We start from the raw sequence: 19,637 nt of genomic DNA, 5'->3' as shown, positions 1-19,637 counted from the left end.
CCTGAGGGGATTAACGGGAAGCCCCGTCCGAATGGTCGGTTTAGTCTCGACTCATTAAGGGATTCCCATTAGATTCAGTGAGTTGGCGCGTAATTAATAAGATTAAATAGAGATTTCACTCTAATTTGTGACAAGTACCTCAATTAAGTTATTTTGTTTGCGGCGGCGCACGCCTATAAAGTTGTTACGGGGTGTTACGTGACATACGTGACACTCCGAACAAAATAGACGCCCGTGGGGGCGAGCGGTGATCATTGGACGTGTGCGGGACACCATCGTCCGATGAATCTTGAATTTCGTTCCACTGATGGAACAGCGCGGGCAGCAGAAATTTTTGCGGTTCGTGTCATCGCTATAAATCCCCACGCGTTTTATTTGTCATTAGCAAATATGAACTGGCTAAGGTTGGAGCGCCGAAAGCTGGTCGAGATCAACACATCCGCGGGCGAGTGCAAACAGGAGAGAGATCATGAAAAACGCCATTCTGAAGTTCATCCGTGACGAACAAGGTGCCACCGCCGTCGAGTACGGCATGATCGCAGGCCTCATCGCAGCGGCGATCACGGTCATCGTGGGCAAGCTGGGTACGCAGCTCAACACCGTCTTCACCAACATCTGTACGGCCGTCAAGGGCGGGACTGCGTGCTAAAGCTTGGCATTGCATAGCCACATCGACATTGCCGGCTGGGCAAGCGTCGCAGTACTCGCAATTCTTGCAATCGCATTGGACATCCGTTCGCGGCGCGTGCCGAACTGGCTCGTCGTCGTGGGGTTGGTGCTGTCCATCGCGCTGATCAAGTTCGGCGGAGTACAAGACCTTGCCTATGACTGGCAAGACTTCTGGCTGGGTGGCGCAATCGCGTTCGCCTGCTTCCTGCCGCTTTACGCAATGGGTTGGATGGGGGCCGGCGACGTCAAGTTCTTCACGGTAGCCGGGCTGCTGGCCGGCTGGCACGGCTTGGTGGCCGTGTGGCTGGTTTCGAGCCTGCTCGCCGGGTTGCATGGCCTTGCGATCATGCTGGTTCGTCAGCTTGACGCATCTTCGCCACCTGCCTGGATTGTGATGCGCCTTTACCCGGGGATCGCGCGCTGGGATACCGCTCAGGCCGGGCGCCGGGGCATTCCGTACGCTGCGTACATGGCGATTGGGTTGCTCAGCCTGCCATGGGTCCCCTCAGTGATGCGCATGCCATGGCTGCCGGGAATGTAGTTCAGACAGTTGAAGCGTTGAACAAGAGCCGCCAAGCGGCCAGCCTATAAGAAAGGAGTCGGCCATGCCGACATTGCAACGGGAACGGGAGGGTGCATGCATGCACCCGCATGTAGGTGCGCTGGCTGTCCGCCGCCCCCCGCGGCGCTGTAGCCGCGGTGCAACTGCAGTCGAATTCGCCTTCGTCGTGCCGGTGCTGCTGGTGCTGATGCTTGGCATCGTGTACTACGGCGTGATCCTCGCCATGCAACAGGCGCTGACCTTGGCCGCGGAAGAGGGCGCACGCGCCGCGCTCCGCTATCAGCCTTCCAACACGCAGCGTGTGGCAGCAGCCTATGCGGCCGTGACGTCGGTGCTTCCCACGTTCCTCACCGGGCGGGTCCAGACCAACCAGAACAGCTCCCCGCTGGTGAATTGCCAGAACGTGGCAGGCATGCAATGCCTGAGCGTGGTCCTGACGTTACCCGTGACGTCCGGCAATAACCCGCTACTGCCTTCCATACCGCTGCTGCCCGCGCCCGCCACATTGACGGGTTCGGCCGTCGTGCAGCTGGTGCCCGGCTCCTGACATTTTCAGTTCGCTGACCTTCTCGATCGACCGCTCGGACACGCCGCCCAGATGACCAGCAAACACCTCCAGATCTTCGCCGCCGCACTATTGCTGCTTGCCGCCATTCTTGGCGCCGTGGCGTGGAAGACGGCGCATCGCCCGCCGGCACCCGTGGCCGAGCAGAAAGATGGCAAACCCGTCTATCCCGTGGTTGTGACAACGAAACCGCTGGAGGCGGGCAAGCCCATCACCGCGGACCAGGTGACCATCGAGCAATTGCCCATCAATCCTGCAGAGGCGTTTTCGGAAGTGACGAAGGTGGTCGGGCGTGAACCTATTCTCCCGGTCGGTGTGGGCGTGCCTTTGATTGCCTCGCAGCTGTCGTCGGGCCTTGCGCAGCAGGTGGAGGCTGGCCAGCGCGCAGTTGCCATCACGGTCGACGAGGTAATCGGCGTGGGCAACCGTGTGATGCCTGGCGATTACGTCGATGTGTTTCTCGTGATGCGCAAGGACGGCCAGGAGGTCGAAGACAGCCAGGCGCGCCTGCTGTTGCCGCACCTGCGCGTGCTGGCATTTGGCCCGCTGGCCGTCAATGAAGGGCCGCAGAAGCAGCCCGAGAACAACGGGGTCACGCGCAAGGTCGATCAGGCCAAGACGGCGGTGCTTGCGGTGCCGGTCGCGGCCGTCAGTCAACTGGCCATGGCGCACCAGACCGGCCGTCTGCTGCTGGCGCTGCGCAATCCGGCCGACGATGCCGAGCCCACCGTAAAGCCGCAGGACGCGGCCCTGCTGGCTACCGCCAACCGCAACCCGATGGACGTGGCACAGGCGGGAGTGTCGATTGCCAGCCTGACCGGCACGGCGCGCCGCCCGCCGGTGCTCCAGGTGCCGCCGCTGCCCGTGGTGGCGTCAACGCGCACGACCGCACGAACCAGTACAGCCGCCACCGGTGGCGTTGAAATCATTCGCGCAGGAAAACGTGAGGAGCAACATGACTGACGCCGCCATCCTTCGCGGTTATGTGGGCACGCTGGTGTTGGCCGCCTGCGTGTCGACGGCATTTGCTGACACGGCGCCCGCCGGTCAGACCCTGCATCTTCTGAGCGGCAGCCAGCGCGAGATCCGGCTGGGCAAGCCGCTCGAGCGCATTGCGATCGGCAACCCGGAGATTGCCGATGCGCTGCTGCTCAAGGGCCGCGGCGCCGCGAGCAGCCTGCTCATCATCGCCAAGAAGCCCGGTGCGGCCAGTGTGATGGTGTGGACGCAGGGCGGGGCTGCCATTACATACAACGTGCAGGTGGATGCGGGCGAGCCCTTGCCGGGCGATCCGAATGTCGACGTGAAGGGCGACACGGCCGTCGTGTCGGGACAGCCCAAAGACGTGTACGCCCTGTCGCGTGCGCGCCGTGCGGGTGGATTGGCGACCGGTGCGGAGAAGCCCAAGGGCGGCAACGTGGTCGATACCACATCGATGAATGTGCCCGGTACGGTTCAGGTCGACGTGCGCGTGGTCGAGTTCAGCAAGACGGTGCTCAAGGAGGCAGGCTTCGTTTTCGGGCGCACGCGCGGGGGCTTCACGTTCCGCACGTTCTCTCCGTCGTCGCTGACCAAGTACACCTTTGATTCCACAGGCCTGACGACGGAATCGACCTCGCCCGTCAGTTCGGCTTTCAACCTGCTGATCGGCTCGCTCAGCAAAGGCATCTTTGCCGATCTGAGCCTGATCGAATCGAACGGTATGGCCCGGGTTCTGGCTGAGCCGAGCCTGGTCGCGCTCTCGGGCCAGAGTGCCAATTTCCTGGCCGGCGGCGAGATTCCGATTCCCGTGCCGCAGGCGCTCGGCACCACGACCATCGAATACAAGCCCTTCGGCATCGGGCTGACGGTGTCGCCCACCATCCTCTCGGAAAACCGCATCGCGCTGAAGGTGGCACCGGAAGCGAGCGATCTCGACTTCAGCCGCGGCATCACGCTCAACGGTGCGACGGTCCCAGCCATCGTCACGCGGCGGGCCGATACCACGGTCGAACTGGGCGACGGCGAGAGCTTCGTCATCGGCGGCCTCGTTAGCCGCTCCACGCTCTCCAATGTCGACAAGGTGCCGTTCCTGGGCGACCTGCCGGTGATCGGCAGCTTCTTCAAGCGCCTGAACTACAACCAGGAAGAGCGCGAGCTTGTGATCATCGTTACACCGCATCTCGTCAAGCCGATGGCACGCAATGCCCCGATCGACAAGATGCTGCCGGGCCAGGCAGGTGGGCAGGACCGGGACCAGGCGGGTGCACCGGTGTGGCGCCCATTTGCGCTGGGCGTAGCGGATCCGGCAACCATGCCGGGCTTCTCGCAATAACGGCAAGGGCTGGCATGGATTACTTTCTCCTGCATGGTGGCGGACAGGGCGATGCACAGTCGGCTGCCGCGCATCGCTGGCTGGCTGGCGCGATCCGCGAACTCGGCGTGCTGGTCGCGCAGACGAGCGGCCACGACGGCTTTCTGGAGCAGATCGCCGCGGTGAATCCCGAGGTGGTCTTCGTACGCTTCATCTCGGCCCCGGCGTTGCTCGACGTGGCCGATCAAGACCAGAAGCTGGGCGAAGGCGCCGACGCCATCGGTGAGGCAACGCAACTCGTCGGTCAACTCGCTCGGCTGTATCCGGGGTTGCCGCTGGTTGCTGTCGGATCGGCGGCGGACGGCCGCGCGATGCTCGCCGCCTTGCGTGCCGGCGTGAAGGATTTTGTCGACATGGATGGCGCCCCGGCCGAAGCAGTGCGCGTGGTGCGCCGCCTGCTGGCCGAGCGGGCCTCTGCCGAGCCTACGCGCCGCGGACGCGTGCTGGCTGTCCTGGGTGCGCGCCCCGGGGTGGGCGCCACGACGTTGGCGACGAACCTCGCCACGCTCGTGCGTCGCACTTCGGCCAGCGATGTGATGCTGCTTGATCTGGGCCAGCCGCTGCGCGATGGAGCGCTGTACTTGAACGTGCAGGCCAATTTCCACTTTGTCGAAGCCGTGCGCAACCTGCGCCGCTTCGACCAGGTGTTTGTCCAGACTGCGCTGTCGCGCCATCCGAACGGACTTGCCGTCCTGCCGCTGCCGATCTCGCTGGCCGAGATGCGCGACATTTCGTTCTCGGAAGCGCTCGGCCTGCTCAATCGGCTGCGCACGTTCTTCGACCTGCAGGTCGTGGACCTGGGCGGCTTCGGCAACATCGACTTCATCGCGCAGATCATCAAGGCCGCCGATGACGTCATGCTGGTGACCGAGCAGAGCGTCGGCGCCATCGTCTCGGCCGCCGAGCTGATGCAGGAACTCAAGAAGCGCGAAATTGACCGCGACCACCTGCACCTGACCATTTCGAAGTTCGACACACGGCTGTCGCTGGACGCAGCGCAGATTGCCGAGCGGCTGGAAATCCCTTCGGTGCTGACGGTGCCGAATCGCCGTGAAGCCCTGGTCATCGCTTCCAACCAGGGCGCGATGCTCGCGGAAACGCATCCCACCGATGCCTACGTGCGTGCGCTTGCGCAGATTGCCCAGACGCTCGGCTACGCCCAGCAGAGCGAGCGCGCTTCAGGGGTGTCGAGCTGGGTCTCGGGCGTGACTGCGCGACTGGGCGGGCGCTTGGGCGGACGCTCCAAACGCAAGCCGGCAGACGCCACTGAACTGGATATCGGTACCACCGAACGGAACGCGACATGACACAACCCATCGAGTTCTCCAACCAGGCGGACGCGGGCAACGGCGCGTTTGCCGTTTCGCAGGCCTTCCAGGACATCAAGGAAGCCGCGCACGAACACCTGCTGACGCGCATCGAAGAACTTGGCGCCGAGTTCGGCCGCTGGTCGCGCACGGCCATCCAGCGTTTTGTCGATCTGGAAGTGGAAGGCTTCACGCGCATGCGCCGCATCCCCGTCAACGAGACGGAGATCCGGCAGATTGCCGAGGCACTGACGAAGGAGCTTGCCGGCTTCGGCCCGATCGAAGACCTGCTGGCCGACCCGGCGGTCGAAGACATTCTGGTCAACGGCCACCTGGACGTGTACGTGTCGCGCCACGGCATTCTGGAGCGCATTCCGGTGCGCTTTGCCGACAACAACCACCTGCTGCGCATCGTGCGCCGCATCCTTGCGCCCATCGGCCGCCGGCTGGACGAGTCGAATCCGATGGTCGACGCGCGCCTGCCCGATGGCGGGCGGATCAACGTGGTCATTCCGCCGCTCGCGCTGGAAGGGCCGGTGGTGTCGATCCGCAAGTTCCGCAAGGATCCGCTCAAGCCGGAAGACCTGCTCGGCCTCGGCACCATGAACGAAGAGATCGGGGCGCTGCTGGACGCCGCGGTGCAGGCACGCTGCAACATCCTCGTCAGCGGTGGCACGAGTTCGGGCAAGACTTCGCTGCTCAATGCGATGGCGTATCACATTCCCACGACCGAGCGTGTCATCACCATCGAGGACACGGCAGAGCTGTCGCTCAATCACCCGCACGTGGTGCGACTGGAAAGCCGGCCGGGTGGTTTCGAGGGCACGGGCGTCGTCACGATTCGGGAGCTGCTGCGCAACAGCCTGCGCATGCGGCCCGACCGGATCATCGTGGGTGAAGTGCGCGGCGGTGAAGTGCTGGAAATGCTGCAGGCCATGAGCACCGGCCACGATGGCTCAATGGGCACCATCCACGCCAGCAGCCCGCGCGAATGCCTCTATCGATTGGAAATGCTCGCGGGCTTTGCCGGCTTCCAAGGCAGCGAGGTGAGCCTGCGCCGGCAGATCACCAACGCCATTGATTTCATCGTGCAGATCGGGCGGCTGTCCAACGGCAAGCGCCGCATCCTGTCGATCACGGAAGTGACGGGGCTGGGTGACAACATCATCTCCACGCAAGAACTGTATCGCTATGAGCCCTACATCGGCCCCGACGGTGAAGAGGTCGACCGCTGGACGGCGCTCGGCCTGCAGCCGCATTCCCCCAAGCTGGCGCGCATGCGCAACGCGGGAATGGACAACGGTGTGAACGGCGGTGGTATGGGCGGCGGATTCGGCGGTGGAGGCCGTTTCCATGTCTAGCGCCACGCTTTGGTTCGGTTGCCTCGCGCTGCTGTTGATGGGCGCATCGCTCATGCTGTGGGCAGAATCCGTGCGCCGTCGCGAGCGCGAGGCGTCGCGCAGCTTTGTGCGCGCACAGACCGACCAGATCAATGCGCGTTATCAACCGAATGTGGAGGCCGTGCCGGCAAGCGTGCCCGACTCGCTGAATCGCGCCTGGCAGGATGCACTGCGCCGCGCAGATATCGAACCGAACCGGCGCTTCTACATGCTGCTGATTGGCCCCGCGCTCATGATTGTGCTCGTCGTCTGGGCGGTGTCCAGCGTGCTTTCGGCCTTGACGGCGCTGGCGCTGTACGTGGTGATCGTCGTTTTCCTGATCTGGAATCGCACCCGGAAGGTGAACGAACGCCTGTTGCAGCAGCTGCCGGGCTTTCTCGATGGGGTGGTGCGGCTGATGAGCATCGGCAGCGCAGTGCCGGCGGCGTTTCAGGCCGCCAGCGCCAATACCGAGCAGCCGCTGTGCAACTGCCTGACCGCCATCACGCAGATGCAGCGTGCCGGCAAGGACCTCGACGCCGCGGTGCTGACCGTCGGCCAGCAGTACCGCGTGAACGAACTGGTCCTGTTGTCGTCGGTGCTGCGCCTGGCGTTGCGCTACGGCGGGCGGGCGGACATCGTGATGGAGCGCACGGCTGCATTCATGCGCGACCGGCAGCAAGCCCAGCGCGAGCTGTTTGCGCTGTCGGCGGAGACGCGGTTGTCCGCATGGATCATCGGGCTGCTGCCGATCGTGGTGGGCGGTGTCATCGTCATGTTCAACGCGGCGTACATCATGTCGATGTGGCGCGATCCGTTTGGCGAGACGTTGATTCTCACGGCGTTCGGCATGGAAGTGCTTGGGGCCGTCATGCTGGCCCGGCTGGCGAAATCGGTCTGAGGAGGGCGCATGGACGATACCCTGATCACCCTCAGCCTGACCGCGGCGGCGGCGGGCGTGCTGGTATTCGGCGGGCTTGCGCTGCGTGCGACGCTTGCGCGATATCGCAGCGCACGCAAGCTCGATACGGCGCTGTCCGACATGCGCGCGACCTCGGCCAATCCGGGCGCGCCCGCAGCGTCGCCGGTTGTTCCGCCCACGGCTAAGCCGCGCCCGCATGGCCCGCGTGAAGCCCAGCAGCTCCAGCAGCAGATCGCCAAGGTGGGGCAGCGCTGGATCGACACGGGCCTGGGCCGCCGCATCGTCACCGAGGAAGACCGCAAGCTGCTTGAAGAATGCGGCTACTACGGCGAGCACGCCCGCACGGTCTTCGGCGGCACCCGTATCCTGCTGCCGCCGCTGCTTGCCGTGTTTGGCGCTTTGCATGCGTCATCGCTCCTGTTCGTGTTCGTATTTGGCTTTGTTGGTTTTGCGCTGGGCTACCTTGGGCCGAAGTGGCTGCTCGGGCGTCGCAAGGAAAGCCGTCGGCGCCGTATGGATGACGAGCTGCCGGTCATGATCGACATGCTGCGGCTGCTGCAGGGCGTCGGCTTGTCGATTGACCAGAGCCTGCAGGTGATTGCCAACGAATTCCACAGCATGCTGCCCGTGCTCGCGGGTGAATTCGGTCGCGCCAACCAGCAGTTCGCCTCGGGCCGCCCCCGTGAACAGACGCTGCTGCGCATTGCGCGCCTGTTCGACAACGAAGACCTGAAAGGCCTCATCACGCTGCTCACGCAGGTGGATCGCTTCGGCGGCGCGGTGCAGGAGCCGCTGCGGCAGTTCGGTGGGCGTTTGCAGGAGAACCGCCGTGCCCGCCTGAAGGAGCGTGTGGGCAAGTTGACTGTGCAGATGACGATGATCATGGTCATGACGCTGCTGCCCGCACTGCTGATCATCACCGCAGGGCCTGGCTTCATGGGTGTCATGCGCGGCCTGCAACAAACCGGGGGACATTGAGATGACACGCTTGCCAAACACCGCGCGCGCCAGCCTGGCCTGCGTGACCATGCTGACCGTCCTCCTGGCGGGCTGCGGCTCGATGGCCACGTCCGACATGAGTCTGCGCGCCGATGCCGACATTGAAATGGCCCGCCAGCGCCAAAGCCAGGAGAAGGCCGAGATCACGAACCCCGCAACCTATCTTTCGTTGATCCGCAAGATGCAGGAGCAGGGCCTGTATTACGCATCGCTGGCGCATATCGATGCCTACCAGCAACGTTACGGACGCGCGCCCGAAGTGCTGCTCATGCGCGCCGATGCGCTGCGCGAAACGGACCAGCTTGCTGCTGCCGACGCCGAGTATCGCGCGGTGGTCGGCGCCACTTCGACCATGGGTGCGGGCACGCAGGGCGCCTTGCTCAATGCGGCTGCCTGGCGAGGCCTGGGCATCGTTGCGGGCCGGCAGGGCAATTTTGCCGAGGCGGCTCGCCGGCTGCAGGTGGCGGCACAGGCCAACCCCACCGATGCCAACACCGCCAGCGACCTCGGCTATGCCCTGATGCGCGCCGGCGAGGTCGAGCAAGCCCGCGTGCCGTTGATGCAGGCGCAGCAGATGGCCCTGGGCAACCCGAAGGTTGCCGGCAACCTGGTGATCTGGCTCACCGTGAATGATCGTAAGGACGATGCGGCCTCGCTGGCGGCGCATGCGCAGCTCACGGCATCGGCCCGTAAGGCCGTGGATGAAGACGTCGCGCGTGTGCGCGGCGCCTGGCGCGATCGCCGTATCGCCCGGGAAACGGCCACGACGGCGCCGCGCACCGTGGTAGCCGGGCCCTCGGCGGCAGCGTCGGCGGGCGTTTCGATTGCCGCGGCGGCGACAGCCACCCGCACACCGGCCCGCCCGCTGGCATTGCAGCGTGGTCGCCTGCTTGACACATTGGAGGTTTCGCAATGACTTACCGCATCCTGATGGCCATCGGTGTGGCGACATGGCTGATGTGCGACGTCGCCTGCGCCCAGGGATTCTCCGGCAGCGACCCGCAGAGCGCGGCGGTGCCGGCGCCAAAGGTCGGTACCAACGTGAGCGACGCGACGCGAGCGCTGCTCAAGGCGCAAGCCGAGGGAACCTACGCGGGCGAGTTCGTGCCGTTGCAGGGTGAGCAGGCGGCGCTGGCCTACCAGCGCTACCTGAATTCGTTCACGCAGGCCATGCCCGGCCTGGCTCAGCAGAATTCGGGAACACGTGCGTCCACGGTCAACCTCGTCCAGCAGTCCGGACGTTGACGCTTCCTTTGACGATTCCCCCCGTGACGCGAGCCGCCCCCCATCTTCGCCAAGCGATCACGCTGCGCCGCCGCCTGCGCGGTGCGGTGAGCGTGATGACGGCCACGTTCATCGCCACAGTCGGACTGGCGGTGCTGGTGTCGGTCGACATCGGCAATCTGTTCTATCAGCAGCGGGCCCTGCAACGCTCGGCTGATCTGGCTGCCATGGCGGCGGCCCAGCGGCTTGACCTCCCGAGCGCCGCACAGCAGGCCGTGGTGCAGAACGGGCTGACGGTGGACGGCACCAACATCACGCTCGCCGTCGTGCCGGGCGTTTGGGATGCCAGCGCGGGCACGGCGCCCACGTACTTCACCGCACAGGGTGCCGTCGACGGCAACACCAACGCCGCGCAGGTGACGATCACGCAGAACGTGCCGTATTTTTTCATGGTGGGCCGGCGGCAACTGACGGCGACGGCGATTGCGAAGAACACGTCCATCGTGGCGTTCTCCCTGGGCTCTGGGCTCGCCTCCGTCAACAACGGACTTCTGAACCAGCTGCTCGGGTACCTGCTCCACACGAACCTGAATATCGATGCCGTCTCGTATCAGGGGCTGGCCACGACCAACATCCGCCTCGCCGATCTTGCGGTTGCGCTGGGGGCGGGATCAATGCAGGAACTGCTATCACTGTCGCCAAGCCTGGGGACGCTTTTCAACGCTGTGATCTCGGTGGCGTCGCAGTCTGGTCTGGCCGGGGTGTCGGTGGGTGGGGCAGGGGCCAGCAATGCGCTGTCGTTTGGCAGCGATCTGAATGTGCCGATCAATATTGGCGATGGTGGAGCTTCGTCGCCAGGCTTGCTTCAGGTGCTGGCGCTGGCCGGTAATGAACAGGCTGCACTCAATGCCACCGTCAACGTGCTCGATCTCCTGACAACGGCCGCGCAGATTGCGAATAGTCAGTCGGCCGTGAATGTGGCGCCCGTTACGTTGAACCTTGTCGGATTGGGGACCGTCACGCTGTCGCTGAAGATTATTGAGCCGCCGGCGATTGCTGTTGGACCGCCCGGGCAATTTCTGTCGGGGCCGAACGCTGGGCAGTGGCGCACGCAGGCGCGTACGGCCCAGGTTCGCTTGGGTTTAGGCATCAATGCCAACGTGCTGGGGCTTGCCGGTATTACGTTGCCGATCGGTTTGCAGGTTGCCGGCGCACAAGGGCATGCGAAATCAACGAACTGCGTCGTTCCTCGTCAGAACTCGACAGCCACAATCTCGGTACAACCGCAGCCTGTCTCGCTGTGTATTGCTACGGGTGCAGATACAGCAGTCAATGGTGCGTTGAATTGCTCATCTGCCGCGCCGGCGCCTCTTGTCAGTCTGCTCGGGATCGGCGCAGTGAGTATTAAGGCCAATGTTTCGCCGGCCGCCAATTCTGCTTGGACTGATGAAACCATTGCGGCCACTCAGATCGGTTTGAATCCGCAGACAGATACGAGCGGCAATTCACCACCGCGTGTGACCACACAGGCGGTGTTCAGCTCGGTCCTGAACAGCAACCTCAATCAATTGCAGTTGACAGTCCTCGGAATTCCGCTGGGTGCGATCGGTGCAGCGATTCTGGCACCGGTGCTAGCCGTGATTGGCTCGACGCTCGACGCCGTTCTCACCCCTCTACTCGAAGTCCTCGGCATCCAGCTCGGCTATGCCGACATCAAACTCCTTTCGCTCGACTGCGACGCCGTCGAGCTGGTCTACTGACATGGAAGCGACGACATGAAAACCGATCGCTGGGCGTACGAAACGCTTGAGATTTTTGTCTGGGAAGGCCGTCACGATATTGCCGATCGTGTGGCGCGGTTCATGGCGCCGTTTGGTGCGGAGGTGATCCGCGCAGGTGGTATCGATTTTCAGCCGGCCGAGCCTCGTTTGAAGCCGGCGGTGGCGGTGATCAGCGCATCGGTAGTGGAAAGCGGCGGCTTTACGGTGCTTGACTGGCAGGCTGCGCAAGGCATGCCGGTGATCTGGGTGGCGGCCGATACGCAGCATGATTCGAGCCGTTTCCCCCCCGAATACACCTACGTGCTGGGGCCGGACTTTGGCGCTACAGAACTCCGCGCGCAGATCAGCAAGGTCTTGCCGTCGATGTCGTCTGCGCAGGCTCAGGCGCAGGACCAGAGCGACCTCGTGGCCGCGTCGCCGGCCATGCACGGGTTGCTGGAGCAGGTGGATACCTTTGCCGATTGCGACAGCAACGTGATGCTTTACGGCGAAACCGGCGCCGGCAAGGAACGCATTGCGCGCCTGCTGCACGACAAGAACAGCGTCTACGGCAAGGGGCCGTTCGTGGCAGTCAACTGCGGTGCGATTCCCGATGGGCTGTTCGAATCGCAGTTCTTCGGCCATGCCAAGGGCGCGTTCACCGGTGCCATGTACGCGCACCGAGGCTACTTCGAACAGGCCAACGGTGGCACGCTGTTCCTCGATGAGCTGGGCGATCTGCCGCTGTATCAGCAGGTGAAGCTGCTGCGCGTGCTGGAAGACAGCGAATGCACGCGCCTGGGTTCGACAGTGCCCGTCAAGCTGGACTTCCGCCTGGTGGCCGCGACCAACAAGAACCTGCGCGAGATGGTCGCCACGGGTAAATTCCGGGCTGACTTGTATTTCCGCCTGGCCGTGATCGAGCTGCGTATTCCGAGCCTCGAGCAGCGCGGTGCCGATGACAAGATCGCGCTGCTGCTGTCCTTCCTGCGGCACCTGCTGGGCGACAAGGCGTACGCGAGCATGCCGCCGGTGCCGGAATGGGTGCGCGCATCGGTCGGGCGGGCGTACTTTGCCGGCAACGTGCGCGAACTGCGCAATCTGGCAGAGCGCATCGGCATCACGTTGCGGCAGTTCGGCCGCTGGGACGAGGCTCGCATCCTGCCGCTGTTCGCCGGCCTGCAGCGCGACGCCTTCGAACGCGAGGCCGGCAGCGGCAGCTACAACGAGCGGGGCAACGGGGGCACCGGCGGTGATGAAGAGCGCCGCCGCATCCTTGCCGCGCTCGACGCCAACAACTGGCGCCGCCAGGACACCGCCGCCACGCTGGGCATCAGCCGCAAGGTCCTGTGGGAAAAGATGCGCAAATACCAGATTGCCGACGGCGAAACCGAGCTGCGCGAGCTGGAGTGACGCCATACAACACCCTACTGCGCGGTGGCCGCCCGGCGCGCCACTCGGGCGGCGGATCGCGTATAGTTTTCGGCTGCAACACCTGCGCAGAATCCACAGGGTCGAGATGAGAACAAAAGAACAATCAGGGAAAGCGTCGCACCAGGCGTGTCAGAGGGGATTGGCCATCGTGGCCGCAGTCGCAGTCATGGCCGGTACGGCCGGCTGTACATCGGCCGTGGCGCAGAGCCCGGCCGCACCGCCCACCGCCATTGCACCGATTACCGCCGCCGCGCCCGTGCCGGCGTTGACCGCCACGGTTGGCCAGCCGGCCGCAACGGCACCCGCTGCCAGCGCGCCAGCCACGCCCGTCGGCGCGGCACGCGCCGAGCGTCCGGCCCCGACCAGCGCCGTCTTCGAGCTGCAGCAGCGCATGCAGGCGCACGAACTGTCGGAGCTGCGTACTACGTACAACGGGGCCTATGGTGCCAGCCTGCTGTTTGCCCAGAGTGACCTGACGTACTACGTAACGCTGTTCCAGCAGAAAGACCTCTGGCGTGTCATCAAGACCACCAACGAAGCCTTTGCCGAACGCCTGTACAACGACTTCGGCAAGCAGACCCGCGCGATGGCCGATCTGGAGCTGCAGCGCATCCGCCTGGAAGCCCAGAAGGAGCGCTCCGAGCGCCAGATTGCCGCCCAGCAGGAAAAGCTTCGTGGTCTGAAGACCGATTTGGACATTCAACGCCAGCAACAGGCCCAGGCACAGGAACGGCAGAAGACTGCCCGCACGGAAGCCGAGGCACTGGATATCGAACGCCGTGCCGCTCGCGCCCGCGTGGACGAGTTGCAGCGTCAGATCCGTGAACTCGAAGCGCAGGTCAACGCGCCGTTCAATTCACAGCCGCGCCGTCGCTGATTCAAGCTCCGCATCACCCAGATCGGGCGGCCCACGGGTCGCCCGATTCACTTTTAGGCGCCCGCATTCAAACATGGCGACTTTGTTTGATGCCGGGCGGGGCGGCGCGTACATTGGCGGACAACCCATTTTCGCAGTCGACCGCGCATGCGTTCCGCCTCCGAGTTGCCCGCCACTGCCTCGCCCGCAGCGGCGGAGCCCATCCCGCAGCCCAAGGGCTTGCCGTGGCTGGGCAACCTGCTTCAACTACCCAAAGACCGCCTGGCCCAGACGCTTCTGGACACCAGTCGGCAGTTTCCCCAAGGGCTTTACCAGCTCGACTTTGCCGGGCGGTGCGTGCCATTCGTCTATTCCGCCGACCTGGTGGCCGAACTGTGCGACGAAACGCGCTTTCGCAAGCTGATCGGCCCGCCACTGTCGTTCCTGCGGGCGGGGGCAGGCGATGGTCTCTTCACCGCGCATCAGGACGAGCCCAACTGGGGCAAGGCCCATCGCATTCTGCTGCCAGCCTTCAGCCAGCGTGCGATGAAGGGCTACTTCGATGTCATGCTCGACGTGGCCAACGCGCTGGCCGACAAGTGGGCGCGCCAGGGTCCCGACGCTGATATCCCCGTGGCCGACGACATGACGCGGCTCACGCTCGACACCATCTCGCTGGCGGGCTTCGGATACCGCTTCGACTCGTTCAACACGCCGGAGCTGCATCCGTTCCTGGCGGCCATGGTGGGAGTGCTATCCGAAGCCATGGGCAAGCTCACGCGCCTGCCGCTCAAAGACCGCTTCATGCGCGAGCACCATCGCCGGTTCGAGCACGACGTGGCCGCCATGCATCAACTGGTGGACGAGGTGATCCGCGCGCGCCGTCAGGCAAGAGATGGCGGCATCGGCGCAAGCGACTTGCTGGGGCTGATGCTCAACGCGCGCGATCCGCTGTCAGACGAGCCGCTGGATGACACCAACATCCGCTTCCAGGTCATCACCTTCCTGATTGCCGGGCATGAGACCACAAGCGGCCTGCTGACCTTTGCCCTCTACATGCTGCTGCGTCATCCGGCCGTACTGGCGCAGGCATATGCCGAGGTCGACCGTGTGCTGCCCGGCGATACCGTGCCCCAGTATGCGCACCTGGCCCAGCTTGACGTGATCGAGCGCGTGCTGAAGGAAACGCTGCGCCTGTGGCCGACCGCCCCAAGCTTTGGCGTGGCGCCGTACGAAGACACGCGCATTGGCGGCCGCTATGCCATCCGCAAGGACCAGCGCGTCGTGACCGTGCTGCTGGCCCTGCACCGCGACCCGGCGGTGTGGGACCGCCCAGACGTCTTCGATATCGACCGCTTCCTGCCCGAAAACGAAGCCAAGCTCCACCCGCACGCCTACAAGCCCTTCGGCAACGGCGAGCGCGCTTGCATCGGGCGCCAGTTCGCACTGACCGAAGCCAAGCTGGCGCTGGCGGTGATCCTGCAGCGCTTCGCGTTGTCCGACCCGTACGACTACGGCTTCCACATCAAGGAAACGCTGACGCTCAAGCCAGACGGTTTCTGCCTGCGCGCGCGGCTGCGCAACGCGCGGGAGCGGCTGTCGATGGCCATGCCTTCGCGCACGGAGGTGGCCACGCAAAACGACGCCGAAGCCGCACTTGCCGGTGGCGGCGAACCAATGCATGTGCTGTACGGCGGCAGCCTGGGCACCTGCCAGGACATCGCCGAGCAGCTAGCCGCGGCCGCATCACGCGCCGGCTTCGATACGCGGGTGGCACCGCTGGACACCATTGCCGATGCGCTGCCGCAGCAGGGCACGCTGGTGGTGGTGGCCGCCACCTACAACGGCCGTGCGCCGGACAGCGCCCGTACGCTGGAGGCACGGCTGGATGCCCCCGGCGCGTTCACCCGGCAGGCAACTGGATTGCGCTACGCGGTGCTTGGCTGCGGCAACTCGCAATGGCCCGCGTTCCAGGCGTTTCCAAAGCGTGTGGAAGCGATGCTCGCGGCATCCGGAGCACAAGCCATCGTGCCGCGCGGCGAGGCCGACGGTAACGCCGGTTTCGACGCCGCCGTCGATGCCTGGACGCGTAGCCTGTGGGGCGCCCTGGGCGCCCGCCAGACACAAGCCGATGGCCCGTCCGTCCACGTCGACTATGTCGCTCCCGATGCCGTGCGCGCCACCACGCTGCCACCCACTGCGCACGCGATGACGGTGCTCGCCAACGAAGAACTCGTCAGCGACCCCAGCGGCCTGTGGGATTTCGCGCAGGAGGCACCGCGAGGCCCCACGCGTCACCTCACCGTGCGGTTGCCCGACGATGTGACCTACGCCACTGGCGACCACCTCGCCGTCTACCCGCGCAATGCCGAGGACCGTGTCGACGCGGCCATCGCCCGACTTGCGCTGGAGGGCGATGCGCTCGTCACGCTGACCGCGCGCCATGCGCACGTGCGCCACTTGCCGCTCAACCAACCGGTGTCCGTGCGCCAGTTGCTGCGCGATTTCGTCGAGTTGCAGGACACCGCCACCATGCGCGACATCACCGCACTGCATGCGGCCACGCGTTGTCCGTTCACGCGTGGTCAGCTTGCCGTCTGGCTGGAAGGCGACGATGCGGCCCAGCGCTTCGACAAGGACATTCAGGCCGCACACGTGAGCGTGCTCGATCTGCTGCTGCGCTTTCCCGCGATCGAATTGACGCTGGAGGCGTTCCTCGCGCGGCTCGGGGCGATGCGGCCGCGGTTCTATTCCATCGCGTCGTCGGCGCGGGTGTCACCGCGCGTGGCCGCGCTAACGGTGGGCACGGTGTCCGGGCCTGCATGGTCTGGGGTCGGCACGTATCGCGGTACGGCATCGAATTACCTGATGGCGTTGCCTGCGGGCGCGGAGATCGCAGCCGCCGTGCGCACGCCCAACCCGCCGTTTGCGCCTGACGCTGATACCAGTAAGCCGATGGTGCTGATTGGCGCCGGCACGGGCATCGCGCCGTTCCGCGGTTTCCTGGAGGAGCGCGCTGCGCAGCACGCGGCAGGCGAGGCGGTGGCAACGTCGCTGCTGTGCTTCGGCTGCCGCCACCCCGAACACGACTTCCTCTACGACGACACCTTGCGTGCATGGGAAAACGCAGGCGTGGTGCGCATCTTCCCGGCGTATTCATGCATGGCCGACCATCCGCATCGCTTCGTGCAGCATGCCCTATGGGAAGCGCGCGAAGCCGTGTGGTCGGCGTTCGATGCTGGCGCCACGTTGTACGTGTGTGGCGACGGCCGGGCGATGGCGCCAGCGGTGCGTGACACGCTCATCCGCATGCACCGGGCGCGCTACGGCAGCGATCTGGCAACGGCGTCGGACTGGTTGACGGCGCAGATGCAATCCGGCCGCTATCGCCAGGACGTCTTCAACTGAAGCTGCTGGCAGGGGCGCTGGTGTTGCGGCAGTGCCGCATCGGCGGCCCCGCTTGAGCGGGGGCGCAGGTGCCCCATGTTACGATTTGCCTCTTGGAGCACTGCGCTTTTGGCCCAGCGACGCACTGTCACACGCGTCCGGCGCAGCGGCTCCGCGAGGAGAAATGAGAATGTGGCGCCGAATCAAAGCGTCCTGGATGGCGATCTTTTTGGTCACCCTGTTGGGTGCCGGGTACTTGTGGATGTACCGCTTCGAGCCGCTGCTCTCTGGCGAGGCGGGCAGCGATGTGTTCGTGTGGGATCGCTGGACCCACCGTGTCTGTGCGCTGACCGACAACGGTGAAGCCACCGAATGGCGCTGCGATAACGCCATGGAAACCGACGGCTCCAGCAACAACACCAACTCGGATGTCTCGATACGAAAACGCATGCGCGACGCCGTGCAGCGTATCAAGCTGTAGATCCCACGCCCGCCGTTCGTCGCGGGCGTTTTTCCTTCTTGGTTTCTATCCCTGACTGGGTTCAGCCGCGTCCACCAACTCCGGCGAGGGCACGGGTGGCAGCTTGCGCACCTGCGCGGTCTCCATACGGGCCTGACGCTGGAACGGTCCAAGGTTTTGCGGCTGGCCCGACTCCAGGGCGCGCTCAATGGCGGCCAGTACGCGCACGTCGGCCAAGCCTTCTTCGCCGTTCGGCTCAGGCTCGCGGTTGTGGAGGATGCAATCGGAGAAGTACTGCAGCTCGCCGCCAAACTGGTCGGTCGCGTCGAACGCTTCTTCGTGCGTCTTGCCCTCGATTGTGGCGCGATACTTCAACCCCACACCAAACATGAAGCCGGGAGAGACTTCCAGATCTCCCTTGGTCCCAAGGATGCGGTACTGATCGATGCTCGCGCCGCCATAGCTGACCACGAACTGTGCGACGCGGTGGTCGGCAAAGCGCAGCGTTACGCTGACGGTGTCATCGAAGTTAAAGAGCAGATCGGGGTCGCGCACCCCACAGGCCGAGACCTCGACCGGCTCTTCGCCAAACAGATTGCGCACTGCGTTGATGGGGTACACACCCATGTCCGACACCGGTCCGGCCCAATAACCATGGCTGGCGCGATGATTGGATGCCGCCACCGTTTGGCTGAACATGGCTGAGAACGCGCGAATGCGCCCGAGCTTGCCTGCGCGCACGAGTTCGATGGCGGCCAGCGTGGCGGGCTCGAAATGCAGGCGGTAGGCGATCATCAATTTCGCGTTGCCGTTGCGGGCTGCTTCGATCATCGCTTCGCAATCGGCTTCGCTGGTTGCCATGGGCTTTTCAAGCAGGACGTGGATGCCGCGCTGCAGGGCGGGCAGGGCGTACTGCCGGTGCATGTCGTTGGGCAGCGCAAGGTAGATCGCGTCGATGTCGCCTGAGGTGAGCAACTGGTCGTAGTCGGCATAGCCGTGGACGTGCTCGATGCCGTAGCGGTCAGCCAGCACCGTGGCCTTCGCCTCATCGCCGGTGACCAGGGCGGTGACGATGGAGTTGCCGCTTTGCGCCACGCCCGGCAGAAACGCTGCCTGGGAAATCCACCCGGCGCCGACCACGGCATAACGCACAGGGCTCTGAACGGTGCGGGCGGGAGCGACTTGCGGCTCACGTTCAGCCTCATGAAAAGCGGTAGACATGACAATTCCTTTGCAATCGTTGCGCACGCGGGCATGCCGGAGCCGTGTTGCAGCGCGCTCGGCCGTGCAGGTTCTGACTGATTAAGCAAAGGTGGTGCCCGGTGAAGGCAAAAGCCATCACATCGGGCACCGTCAAGGTGCCGTGCGATGCACTCAGGCGTGCTCGGCGCGGCTGTCGGCCGGGGCTTCGTCGCGCTCGGTCATGCCGTAGTCGCGTACCACGTGGGCGATGCGCAGCCGATAGTCGGCAAACGCGTGGTCGCGGCCGACGTGCTGTGCGCCGCGGTGCTGCTCCAGGTTGCGCCAGGCCTTGACGGCCTCTTCATCGCGAAAGAACGACAGCGAAAGCATCTTGTCGGGGTTGGTGATGCTCTGGAAACGCTCCACCGAGATGAAGCCGTCGACCTGCTCAAGCAGCGGCTTCAAACGTGCGGCCAGGTTGAGGTAGGTGTCGCGCTGGCCCGCGGCGGGCTCGACTTCAAAGATGACGGCGATCATGGCAAGTCTCCTGTGGGGTGTCTTCGCGGTGATTTCGTTTC

18 protein-coding genes are annotated in these 19,637 nt (G+C 64.7%); 16 read left to right on the top strand and 2 right to left on the bottom strand.

The window, feature by feature from the left end:
- Positions 1–469: 469 nt before the first annotated feature.
- The 16 genes from R2N16_RS07320 (at position 470) to R2N16_RS07245 (ending at position 17,898) form a co-directional block, all read left to right on the top strand.
- Complete coding sequence (locus R2N16_RS07320) at positions 470–649, top strand: Flp family type IVb pilin (protein ID WP_004627381.1); 180 nt, start codon at positions 470–472, stop codon at positions 647–649.
- A 69-nt stretch (positions 650–718) separates the two neighbouring features.
- Positions 719–1,210 carry an A24 family peptidase gene (locus tag R2N16_RS07315; RefSeq protein WP_428984107.1) on the top strand — a complete coding sequence of 164 codons (492 nt, stop codon included), beginning with the start codon at positions 719–721 and terminating at the stop codon, positions 1,208–1,210.
- Between the two features lie 64 nt (positions 1,211–1,274).
- Positions 1,275–1,778, top strand: a complete 504-nt coding sequence (locus R2N16_RS07310; RefSeq protein WP_316664969.1) for a TadE/TadG family type IV pilus assembly protein — start codon at positions 1,275–1,277, stop codon at positions 1,776–1,778.
- 51 nt (positions 1,779–1,829) lie between these two features.
- Positions 1,830–2,759: a Flp pilus assembly protein CpaB gene (gene cpaB / locus R2N16_RS07305; RefSeq protein ID WP_316664968.1), complete on the top strand. Its 930-nt coding sequence runs from the start codon at positions 1,830–1,832 to the stop codon at positions 2,757–2,759.
- Positions 2,752–4,110, top strand: a complete 1,359-nt coding sequence (locus R2N16_RS07300; protein ID WP_316664967.1) for a type II and III secretion system protein family protein — start codon at positions 2,752–2,754, stop codon at positions 4,108–4,110. Before cpaB ends, R2N16_RS07300 begins: the two co-directional genes overlap by 8 nt.
- Before the next feature lie 14 nt (positions 4,111–4,124).
- Positions 4,125–5,456, top strand: a complete 1,332-nt coding sequence (locus R2N16_RS07295; RefSeq protein ID WP_316664966.1) for a CpaE/TadZ family protein — start codon at positions 4,125–4,127, stop codon at positions 5,454–5,456.
- The gene (locus R2N16_RS07290) at positions 5,453–6,817 is read left to right on the top strand and encodes a TadA family conjugal transfer-associated ATPase (RefSeq protein ID WP_316664965.1); all 1,365 of its coding nucleotides are present in this window, start codon (positions 5,453–5,455) and stop codon (positions 6,815–6,817) included. Before R2N16_RS07295 ends, R2N16_RS07290 begins: the two co-directional genes overlap by 4 nt.
- Entirely contained in the window at positions 6,810–7,736 is a 927-nt protein-coding gene (locus tag R2N16_RS07285; RefSeq protein WP_316664964.1) for a type II secretion system F family protein, read from the top strand. Before R2N16_RS07290 ends, R2N16_RS07285 begins: the two co-directional genes overlap by 8 nt.
- A gap of 9 nt (positions 7,737–7,745) precedes the next feature.
- A complete protein-coding gene (locus R2N16_RS07280) occupies positions 7,746–8,735 on the top strand; it encodes a type II secretion system F family protein (protein WP_316664963.1) in 990 nt (329 codons plus the stop codon).
- A gap of 1 nt (position 8,736) precedes the next feature.
- Positions 8,737–9,672, top strand: a complete 936-nt coding sequence (locus R2N16_RS07275; protein WP_316664962.1) for a tetratricopeptide repeat protein — start codon at positions 8,737–8,739, stop codon at positions 9,670–9,672.
- Positions 9,669–10,001 (top strand): DUF3613 domain-containing protein, encoded by a 333-nt coding sequence (locus R2N16_RS07270; protein ID WP_316664961.1) that lies wholly within the window; start codon positions 9,669–9,671, stop codon positions 9,999–10,001. Before R2N16_RS07275 ends, R2N16_RS07270 begins: the two co-directional genes overlap by 4 nt.
- 23 nt (positions 10,002–10,024) lie before the next feature.
- Positions 10,025–11,740: a TadG family pilus assembly protein gene (locus tag R2N16_RS07265; protein ID WP_316664960.1), complete on the top strand. Its 1,716-nt coding sequence runs from the start codon at positions 10,025–10,027 to the stop codon at positions 11,738–11,740.
- Positions 11,741–11,755: 15 nt separating this feature from the next.
- On the top strand, positions 11,756–13,153 hold the full coding sequence (locus tag R2N16_RS07260; RefSeq protein WP_316664959.1) for a sigma 54-interacting transcriptional regulator: 1,398 nt from the start codon (positions 11,756–11,758) through the stop codon (positions 13,151–13,153).
- Between the two features lie 106 nt (positions 13,154–13,259).
- On the top strand, positions 13,260–14,051 hold the full coding sequence (locus R2N16_RS07255) for a DUF2968 domain-containing protein (RefSeq protein WP_316664958.1): 792 nt from the start codon (positions 13,260–13,262) through the stop codon (positions 14,049–14,051).
- Positions 14,052–14,198: 147 nt separating this feature from the next.
- The gene (locus tag R2N16_RS07250) at positions 14,199–17,438 is read left to right on the top strand and encodes a bifunctional cytochrome P450/NADPH--P450 reductase (protein ID WP_316664957.1); all 3,240 of its coding nucleotides are present in this window, start codon (positions 14,199–14,201) and stop codon (positions 17,436–17,438) included.
- Between the two features lie 169 nt (positions 17,439–17,607).
- Positions 17,608–17,898 carry a hypothetical protein gene (locus R2N16_RS07245; protein WP_316664956.1) on the top strand — a complete coding sequence of 97 codons (291 nt, stop codon included), beginning with the start codon at positions 17,608–17,610 and terminating at the stop codon, positions 17,896–17,898.
- 45 nt (positions 17,899–17,943) lie between these two features.
- Here the strand turns inward: R2N16_RS07245 and R2N16_RS07240 are convergent, their stop codons facing one another.
- Together R2N16_RS07240 and R2N16_RS07235 are read right to left on the bottom strand one after the other, a co-directional pair.
- Positions 17,944–19,098 carry a Gfo/Idh/MocA family protein gene (locus tag R2N16_RS07240; protein ID WP_316664955.1) on the bottom strand — a complete coding sequence of 385 codons (1,155 nt, stop codon included), beginning with the start codon at positions 19,096–19,098 and terminating at the stop codon, positions 17,944–17,946.
- Positions 19,099–19,251: 153 nt separating this feature from the next.
- Positions 19,252–19,596, bottom strand: coding sequence for an antibiotic biosynthesis monooxygenase family protein (locus tag R2N16_RS07235; protein ID WP_316664954.1), 345 nt, complete (start codon positions 19,594–19,596; stop codon positions 19,252–19,254).
- Positions 19,597–19,637 lie beyond the last annotated feature (41 nt).

It is taken from the genome of Ralstonia psammae, from assembly GCF_958405935.1.
Lineage (GTDB): Bacteria > Pseudomonadota > Gammaproteobacteria > Burkholderiales > Burkholderiaceae > Ralstonia > Ralstonia psammae.
Note: the sequence above shows the minus strand (reverse complement) of the source record. Positions and strands in the feature narration are given on the sequence as shown.